The organism is Haloimpatiens lingqiaonensis, assembly GCF_901447495.1.
Lineage (GTDB): Bacteria > Bacillota > Clostridia > Clostridiales > Clostridiaceae > Haloimpatiens > Haloimpatiens lingqiaonensis.
This window is the reverse complement of record NZ_CABDWS010000093.1, coordinates 1-9,485: the sequence shown is the minus strand read 5'-3', so window position 1 is coordinate 9,485 and position 9,485 is coordinate 1. Positions and strand designations below refer to the sequence as shown.

Here is a 9,485-nt window from a genome sequence, read left to right as displayed (position 1 = left end):
CCTGTTAGAAAAATTTGTTAGTTATTTATAGGATAACTATAAGTATTACCAATGTAATAATATTCATATATATAAATATTTATCTATAAATGGATTTTTAGCTTTTAAAATTAAAGAAGTTAAGTTATATATTTAGTTACTAAACATAGTGGATTAATAGTAGTAGAGTTAATCTGTTGTACCCCCATACCAAAATTAATCATTTTATTTCTTGTCTTTTGGTGATAGTATTCTTGCCACTAATAATGATCTTAGCTTTCCACTATCCCTTCTAATAACGGCATTTATTTTTCCATGTCTTAGCATATTGCTTAGCAAAAACATTACGCTACACGAAAAATACTTGAAACCTTTTAATAAAAATACCTATTTGCAGTATCCAATTTATTTCATTATATTTTTAATTCTACTTTTATATTGCTTTTGCAGGTTTTTTACCTACTAAATTCATCATTAGTATAAGCTCTGCATATTGGCCTTTATCATGACATTATTATCTATCTTTTACTACATTTTGATTAGTATTAACGCTGCTTGCTTTAAAATATCATTATCTATTTGAAGCTGTCTTACTTTTTTTCTCAGTACAATTAATTCTTTTTCTTCCTCACCTATAAGTGAACATTTATTATACCTTTTAACCCATTCTTTAACTGTTGATTTTGCAATACCATATCTTCTATTAATATCTGCTAATGTTTCGCCATTGCTGTATAAGCATACTATTTGTTTTTTAAAGTTCTCTTCATAATATTCTTTCATTTAACTTCCTCCTCATATCTTGTGATTATTTTATTTTATTATTACAAATCAAATCTAATATTTACTAATGGTTATTTATATGTCATTACTATATTGTGCTTTAAATCGCTTTTTATTCAACCATTATCCTCCATGAACATAATTTTTTAAATACTACTTAAAATTCACATATTTCTCCCTGTTTATGTTATACTATTTATATCCCATAAAATAAGGATTGAACCCTAATTGTTATTTATATGTTCCATTAAAATAAGGATAAAATGGGATTACTTAGTTAAAAATGAACTATCTCAAAAATACTTTAAGATAGTTCATTTTCATTTCGGTTACAATTTGATTATATAACTTTTAATTTAACCACTTTATAAACATTATGTAAGATGATTTCAATCCTTGTTTTTCTGGATTCTGCCTAAAATACAAAGTATAAAAAAGTTTCAATTCCTCTTAGTTACTCCCTTCAACCCTTATTTTTATGGAAAACCAAAAGTCTGTGGAACCTTAACAATAGGATGTATTCTTTCAACTCTTATTTTAGTGAAGCGTATTCTAAAAATCATGTACAATCATAAATATATTACTCCCATTAGCAGATTTTGACCATTCCAAATCCTCTAGAAACAGATTTTCCTATGCCTAAGTAATCTGGAATTTTAAAGTTTATAATGAAGTGTCCTTTAAATCCTAACATAGTTTTATTTTTAAAATTTATTTGACAGGGAGTAACTTCCACATAAGTTTTTAATTCCTTGTCAACTGTATATCCTAACCCCTTACTCATGGATAATATATTGCCTATTAAAATTTTATTTAATAATTTTTTCTTTTCTTCATCACTGGAATTTAGATAAATTTTATAGTTTTTTTCATTTAAACACATCCAAGGGGAAATAAAATTATACCTTAAAAGTTCATCTGCACACCCAAACTGCTCAACATTAAAGTACATCTGTTTTTCATAAAGTTCTATTTTTTCTCCATCTAAACTCATAGTTCTTATTTCATTTTCTATAGTTTCTAAAACTCTTATTCCTTCACTTATTCCTATTAATGCTGGTGCTTCATTTACAATTTTATATTGGACTAGTGGATACCTATACAAGTACTTATTATCATCATGATTGTGTAATATATCATATTCTTTAAATCTATTTGCTATATAACCTCTAATTTTAGGTATCTTTCTTGGTTCTAAATGCAAATCTGAAAACAATAGTTTAAAAACATCAATTTTCAATTAAATCACTTCCCCTTAATATATAATGTGCTTATTTATATCATTATTAATTTTACTTATTCTATTTACTAAAATTACCTTCACTTATAACTTAAGTGTTACTTTACAAATCATTATAATATAACATCCTTATCCCCTAGCACATATCCTGTTTCCTCATCATAAGAACTACTAAGCTCTGCCATAGGTATATATACTATATTTTCATCTTTGTTTTCCCTAACTTTATTTTTGTACACAGTTATTACATAAGAATAAAAATCACCTTTTATACCTTCAAACAATTCCATTCTTTTAGAAGGATCTTTTTCATTTCTTATATCCTGCCATTGTCTATAAGTATCCTTTGCCTTATTATCTAACTCAATAAATACTGATACTTTATCACTAGCTTCTATAAGTCTAAATGCATTTTTTCCTTCTTTTATATCCTTAAAGTTTAAATTTTCAATGTATCCTATTAGCTTTTTACTATCTGCACCACTCATATTTTCATTTACTAATGAAAAATAATCTTTATTCAAGTTTTGATATTTTTCTTCATATATAATGTATTCTTCATTATAATATTTATTCAATACTTCCTTGGTTTTATCTATTAATAATCCATCATATATGTAAGTGGAAAAAGACACATCTTTATGGTTAACTATATCAAAAATATATACATTTCCCAAATACTCTTCCCTGTATTCTCTATTAGCCCTACCTGCACTTTGATTTATAGAATCCAAAGGAGCTAATTCCCTTACAACTATATCCATATCTATATCTACCCCTGCTTCAATAAGCTGAGTACTAACTACTATCTTTCTTTTACCATTACGCTCTTTAATAGAATCTATTCTTTTCTTTCTCACCACAGGTACAATGCCTGTAGATAAGAAATACATTTCAGCATCTTCTATTTCCATATCTTTTATAAAATTATAAGTATTTTGTGCATTTCTCACAGTATTTAATATTATAAGTATGTTTTTATCACAATTATGCAATATCATTTCTTCAATTCTTGCCAAAAAGCTATTGAATTGAATTTTCTCAGGTTCAACTATAAGTTTTGTTCTTTTAAACTTCTCAAAATACTTTTCATTATTAGGAACCAACTCTTTTATTTCATCCTTTCCAAATATAAGTGGTTGAGTAGCAGTTATTAATATAAAATATACATTTAGCTTTTCTGCCATTTCCTTAAATAGGGAGTTTATAACTCTCCAATACTTATGCGGTATTGATTGAACTTCATCTAAAAGAATTATTGAATTAGCTATATTATTATATTTTACGCATTCCTTATTATAGCTAGAGAATATAGTGTTAAATACTTGCATAAAGGTAGTAACTACTATTTGTGAATTCCAATTTTCAACTAAAAACTTACTTTCATTTATTTTATAATATTCTTCTTCCGACACATATTTTTTTTCTGTTAAATAATGATGTTTAAGCAGTCTTTCATTGGTTGATTTGTCTTTTCCCATAATCTCTTCTATTATTCCCTTATAAACATCATAATTTTGATCAATTATAGATGTAAAAGGAAGACAATATATTATCTTCATATCTTTATTTAACTTTTCTTTTAAGTGTAGCGCTGCTGAAAAAGAGGTCAATGTTTTTCCAGTACCTGTAGGAACAGTTATTGACATTATCTTGCTGCTATAATTTTCTATGTTATTTATAACATCATTATATATTTCGTTTCTCACAGCATCTAACTCCTTCTTAGGTCTACCATATTTTTGGAGTTTATATTTATCTACTATATCATAAGGTACGTCATAGGATATATCTTTTGTTTTATGAAATATAGCATCTTCCTTATCTGCATATATTAGCGTAGAAAATAAAATTTTGTATAAAACATATTCTTCATACTCATTTTCAGTACTCTCTAACATATCTAAGTATTCTTCTGAATAATCTTCAACACAATCTATAAGCTCTAAAATACCTTCATTACTAATTTCTTTTAAAGAAAGTTCTTTCATAATAATGTTTAACTCATCTAAGCATAAACCCTCTAGTTGATTTTTTATATTCTTTTTATATTTTTTTAAATCTACCTCGTCATGAGTGCACTCTATATCAATATTCTCTAAGTTACCATGATGCCTTTTAACTATTGTATGTGCTATAAAAGCAAGCTTTTCATCAAAATCCCTAAGTTGATAATACGTAATTAGTGAAGATAAATAAGAATGACTTCTTAGCTCTTGATTTACTTCACTTTTACCACTTTTCAACATGTCTTCTAAGTATGTTTGAAAAAACTCCGTACCTTTGCCGAAGTCATGGGTGTATCCCATGACTTTTGCAACATAAAGCAACTGCTCTTTAGAATAGGAAAATTTTATGTCCTTTTTAAGTAATACTTCTTCACATCTATCTCCAACTTTTCTCAAGTGATCCTTTAAATATATATTTTCATGAGAATACAGTTTAAAGGAATACAATTTTTTCTCCCCCTTCACATTCGTAAAATCTATTTAAATTACACTTTATATTTTTGCAGTTTCTCTCATATATTACCTTGATATATTCCTTAACTTCTCTTTCCTGATTCATTTCATTTGGCAATACATCCTTAAAGTATTCCTTTCCATCCTCAAATTCTACCTTTAAATTTTCTTCATCAAATGGAATTACCGAATCTATATAAACAAATGAATCATTATTTTTCTCCCATACATTATAAGCACCCACATACTTAATATCAGCTATAAACTGACTTAGGCCCATACAAGGAGTATAATATGTTTTATGATCTTTAAGATAATCCTTTAATTTTGAAAATATTTCTTTATTGTTGTGACTAAAATAAATTCTATATCCACAATCCTTCAATAACTCAAAAGTTACTTGAGTCCTGTTTTTTATAATATGCATATCTATTGCAGTTTTAGTATCTATTAAATTATAAGACATTCTCATTTTTTTAACGGGTTTTATTATCTTAATGGCTATTTTAGCTTCATTTTTAGAAAAGTACTTTAAATACTCACTTTTATCTATTCCGATTATAGCTGATATTAAGCCACATAAAGATGTCCTTGTTGGAATAGAAAATGTAAGCGGTGATGATGTAGTATAAAATTTTCTGTAATGAGCAAAATCTCCGTACACATCAAAAATTAAACATTCCATTTTCATTAACCTTCTATTTTAATTTCTATTGGATTATGTTTACTAATTGCATCCTTAAAATTCACATTCTTGTTTTCTAACACAAATTTCAACTCATCATCCACCAAGTATCCTATACTTTCTATTTTATCTGTATTTTTATCTAATATATTGACTAGATTATCTAAGCTCAATACATAGTCATTCATTGATCTTATTTCTTCTTCCTCATTAAGCTTTGTTTGTAATTTTATTTTGCTTAACAAATCCCCAATATGAAAATTATTTTCTTTGTAGTTAACTTTAACAAGAAGTCTTGGCATTTGTCCTACTTTACTTCTAGAAATTAAGTTTTTCGTTCCGTTCCAAATAGCCTTTTGTAAAAGCTCTACATCTTCTTCCTTAAGCTTTGTTTCTTCTGCTGCATGTTCATTTACTATTCCATAAAAGCCTACCAAACTATATGGCAATATATATTCTTCTCTAAAAGTTTTATTATCCTTTCCTTCTCCAGAGGCAAAAGCTCCTGTACCTTTTATTCTCTTTAATGAAACCTTATGAAGCGATCTTCCCATATTAAATTGAACCGGTCCTGTAAAAGTAATAGAACTTTTCACTGGTTTATTCTTCTTATCAACTTTAAATTCTAATGGTATAGTCACTCCAAAAAGTCTTGCATCTATGCAATTGCTTATAATATTATTACTAATCTCATTTTTGATATTTTGAAATTCTTTCATATCTTTTAATTTTTCATTTTTGTTTCGAGTAAAATCTCTAGCTCTACCTTTTGCATCCTGCACATTATCTTCATCATCCCTTTTCTCTATTACAAATATCTCCTTACCTTCATATTCATTTAAATAATCTCTTACAGTTCTTTTCAATCTAACCTCTGTAACAATATTTATTCCAGTTTCTTCATCTATCCTCGGTTTATTCATGTCAAGTGGATCACCATTAGGATTATTGTCCTTAATATCATATAAAAAAATTATCTCTGATCTTTTCATTTATTTCGGCTATTCTGCCTTTCTCTCCCTTCTTCTTCCTACTTAATTTTTATTTCACTAGATTTTTAATAATTTCTTGCCTTTTAATATCAATTTAATACTATATTCTTGCGAATTTATATTAAAGTTAATATTCACAAATTTATTTTCCATTACTTATCTTTACTAGTTCTTTCTTCTTTAAAGATAAAATTATCAACCATATTCATACCTAAAGAGAAATAAAATGGTATGTCTAAATCAGATATACTTTTTAATTCATTAGAAGTTATCATGTACTTACTTATTAAGCTAAATTCCTCTCCATAACCTTCATTCTTATATTCCCATAGCTTATTTTGAATTTCTGGTATAAGCCTTTTTATGTCTTTTTTACTTAATTTTAATCCCTTTAGTTTAGATAAAAATGGCTTTCTACCATCCTTAGCAAACTGTATATTTAAAAGTTTCCTTGTTAAATACCCTGTAAGAAATACTGCTTTTTTAGCATCTTCCTCAAAGAAAGGATTGCTACATTTAAAAAAGTCTTCAAACATAGCTTCTCTATTACAAAAATCTTTTATGTTCCATATTTTATTATCTAACTTCATTTCTCTACCTCCCTCTTTAACTCTAAATAAATTTAAGTAATTTAAAAAATATAAAAATGAAAATACTCTAAAAGTCGCGGTATTGTAACTGTCCTTGTCTTTAGAAAATTCATCTTTTTCATATCTCTTAAATGCATCTATTATATATTCATCAAAAAACTTCATTAGAAAAGAATAGTCTACTCTCCTATCCGATATAATTCCATCTATAACATCTAAAAAATATTTATTATACTTATCTCTAGGAAATACATTATTCAATAATTGAAAACTTACTTTTTTATCTTCAAAAAACTCCATATACCTAATTTCTTTTAATGCACTATATATCTTTTTAAATCTAGAAGGAGATACATCCTCAATATTAAGTAAAATATTAAGAGCTGCATTTTTACTTTCTATAAACATTAAATCATAACTTAAAGAATTTTCTTCTTTAGCTAGAAACTTAATAATTTTCTCTTCTATCCCTGAATATTTTTCTTTCACCTCAATAACGTCATCACTATTTAACAGTTTATATTTTTTTAATGTTTTAGATAAATCCTTAGTATATACTGGTTTGGGTATTAAGTAATATTTTCTTCCATAAAAACTAAAGACTAAATTTTTATCTAAATAAGTTTTGCCTAGTTCTAATTTTATAGCACATTCCTTACATACAGGATAATTACGCCAAGCCCCTTCATAATCAAAACCACTACTTATATAGCCTGGCTTATCTATAGTGAAAAATCGAAAAACACTAACACGTCCAAATATATCCTCTTTAACATTTAAGCATAAACTACAAGTTGCTTTATCCTTATACACATCTTTTTCGTTAGTTTTACTATAATGAAACTTTTTTAAAGCATCGTGTACTATCTTTTCCTTAAATAATTGAAAGTCACCTACATATAATCTATTTCCATATACCTGTAAAACTGCTGTTATAAAAAGTCCCTCTTTTTTAGGTATTTCTTTTTCCTTAATCAATAAATCGTTTTCAATACTGTCTAAATTTTTTAATATACAATCATACATCCCTTTTAATGTGTCCGATTCCTGCTTAAATTTAATTTCACTAAACTCTATTGCCTCTGGAAAAGCCTTAACAATCTTGCCCTTAAACGTCTTTTTTATCTCTGTAACTTTTGCAGTAGGGGTTACATCCGTCCCTCTAGAAGCTCCACTTCTATATAAATATTTCATTTTCAGTAATTCATCATATTCCCTTAAGTTTATACCTTTATAAATAAATTCGTCGCCCTTGCTTTCTATTATTATTTCTAGCCCACTATTATATCTACCACCTCCCGAAACATCTTCCACAAAGCCTTCTAACAGACTAACTCCATTTTGTTTCATTTCTTTATATATTATTTCACCTATATTTCTAACCTGTTCCATGTTGCACCTCCTTTTTAATAGATATTATTTGTCTAATACCTTAAACTTATACATATTTTTAAATCTTTTATTATTTATGAATATTCTCTTTTAATTTTGGAAATATTTACTTACAAGAATATTAAAATAAGTATTGAACTATAGAAATTATATGTCATTATTCCATTAAAACAAGGCTAATTAATTATTAATCTAATTTTAAAGACCTTACTCATGATGTAAAGTCTTTAAAATTATTCCTTAATTCAATTATAAAATTCCAATAGGAAAATTTATTTCCTTTTTAAATAAATTTATTACTTTTTTACAATATCATTACTTTTCCATATATCTTTTATTTTTCACATACATTTTTATAACAACAATCTATACATCTAGATTTATATCTAGTAGCTTTAGGATAATATCCTGTGATTACTTTACTATATAATTCAATTGCCTCCATGGCTTGTTTTCTTAATTTATCATCGAACGCTATTTCTTTTATTAAATTTTTACTTCTACAATATACTAAAAACACTTTAGAAACCTTTTTATTGTATATATCCTCTGCTAGTAATGAATATAATGCCATTTGCATTTTATAAGTTAAAAACTCTCTATCATTATATTCAGCAAATTTATAATCTAAAGGTGCTATTGTTCCATCTTCTAGTTCGTATAGCTCATCTACAATTCCCTTTAATTTCAAACTCTTTGATACCATATAAACATTTATATATTTGGCTTTGCCTTTTATCTTTTTTCTAACATAATCTATATTTTGGTTGCTTTTATCTTCATGTATATTCCTTCCTTTTATAACTTTATATCTATTTTCTTCATACTGCCTTATACCAAGACATTTCATAAAATATGTAAACCTTGGACAATACATAAATTCAATGATATCTGAGGGCGTTATATATACTTCATTTTCACTAAAGGAATTTTGACACAACGTCATTTGCAACCAACTCCTTATCAAACCCTTTACCTATTATATCCGTATCATATAAAAACTCATTTGTGGAAGGAAATATATAAAGGGAATCCGTAGAAGTATCTAAGGTATCCTCCATCATTATTTTCAGTTCATCCTTTTCATTTTTATTTAATTCCCCAAGAAAGACACTTTTCTGTACCCTATATAATCCTTTATCCTTGCAATATTTAGCTGCCAAATTTCTTCTTTTATTGTCTGATATATCATATAAAACCCATGCCAACATTTTAGATAACCTCCTCTAATATATAAAGTATATTCGGAAACCCTTAGGCCTCCATTTATCTCAATCCCGAAGGGTGTCAATTTTAACTTCCCCCCAAAATTTTAAACAAAATAACAAAAAAAACTTATATTTTTTCCAAAATTGCTTGACA

At 26.7% G+C, this 9,485-nt stretch carries 8 protein-coding genes; all 8 read right to left on the bottom strand.

Annotated features, from left to right (window positions below):
- Nucleotides 1–507: 507 nt before the first annotated feature.
- The 8 genes from FGK85_RS13480 to cas2 all read right to left on the bottom strand — a co-directional run bounded on the left by FGK85_RS13480 (nt 508) and on the right by cas2 (nt 9,334).
- The gene (locus FGK85_RS13480; protein WP_138207469.1) at nt 508–762 is read right to left on the bottom strand and encodes a helix-turn-helix domain-containing protein; all 255 of its coding nucleotides are present in this window, start codon (nt 760–762) and stop codon (nt 508–510) included.
- 589 nt (nt 763–1,351) lie between these two features.
- Nucleotides 1,352–2,002 carry a CRISPR-associated endonuclease Cas6 gene (locus tag FGK85_RS13475; protein WP_138207467.1) on the bottom strand — a complete coding sequence of 217 codons (651 nt, stop codon included), beginning with the start codon at nt 2,000–2,002 and terminating at the stop codon, nt 1,352–1,354.
- Between the two features lie 113 nt (nt 2,003–2,115).
- Nucleotides 2,116–4,458 carry a CRISPR-associated helicase Cas3' gene (cas3, locus tag FGK85_RS13470; RefSeq protein WP_138207465.1) on the bottom strand — a complete coding sequence of 781 codons (2,343 nt, stop codon included), beginning with the start codon at nt 4,456–4,458 and terminating at the stop codon, nt 2,116–2,118.
- Nucleotides 4,445–5,149 (bottom strand): type I-B CRISPR-associated protein Cas5b, encoded by a 705-nt coding sequence (cas5b, locus tag FGK85_RS13465; protein WP_138207463.1) that lies wholly within the window; start codon nt 5,147–5,149, stop codon nt 4,445–4,447. The genes cas3 and cas5b overlap by 14 nt, the downstream gene beginning before the upstream one ends.
- A gap of 5 nt (nt 5,150–5,154) precedes the next feature.
- Nucleotides 5,155–6,141: a type I-B CRISPR-associated protein Cas7/Csh2 gene (cas7b, locus tag FGK85_RS13460; protein ID WP_138207461.1), complete on the bottom strand. Its 987-nt coding sequence runs from the start codon at nt 6,139–6,141 to the stop codon at nt 5,155–5,157.
- 152 nt (nt 6,142–6,293) lie between these two features.
- Nucleotides 6,294–8,123, bottom strand: coding sequence for a TIGR02556 family CRISPR-associated protein (locus tag FGK85_RS13455; RefSeq protein WP_138207459.1), 1,830 nt, complete (start codon nt 8,121–8,123; stop codon nt 6,294–6,296).
- A gap of 334 nt (nt 8,124–8,457) precedes the next feature.
- Nucleotides 8,458–9,069: a CRISPR-associated protein Cas4 gene (cas4, locus tag FGK85_RS13450; protein ID WP_138207457.1), complete on the bottom strand. Its 612-nt coding sequence runs from the start codon at nt 9,067–9,069 to the stop codon at nt 8,458–8,460.
- Nucleotides 9,044–9,334 (bottom strand): CRISPR-associated endonuclease Cas2, encoded by a 291-nt coding sequence (gene cas2, locus FGK85_RS13445; protein WP_138207454.1) that lies wholly within the window; start codon nt 9,332–9,334, stop codon nt 9,044–9,046. The genes cas4 and cas2 overlap by 26 nt, the downstream gene beginning before the upstream one ends.
- Between the last annotated feature and the right edge of the window lie 151 nt (nt 9,335–9,485).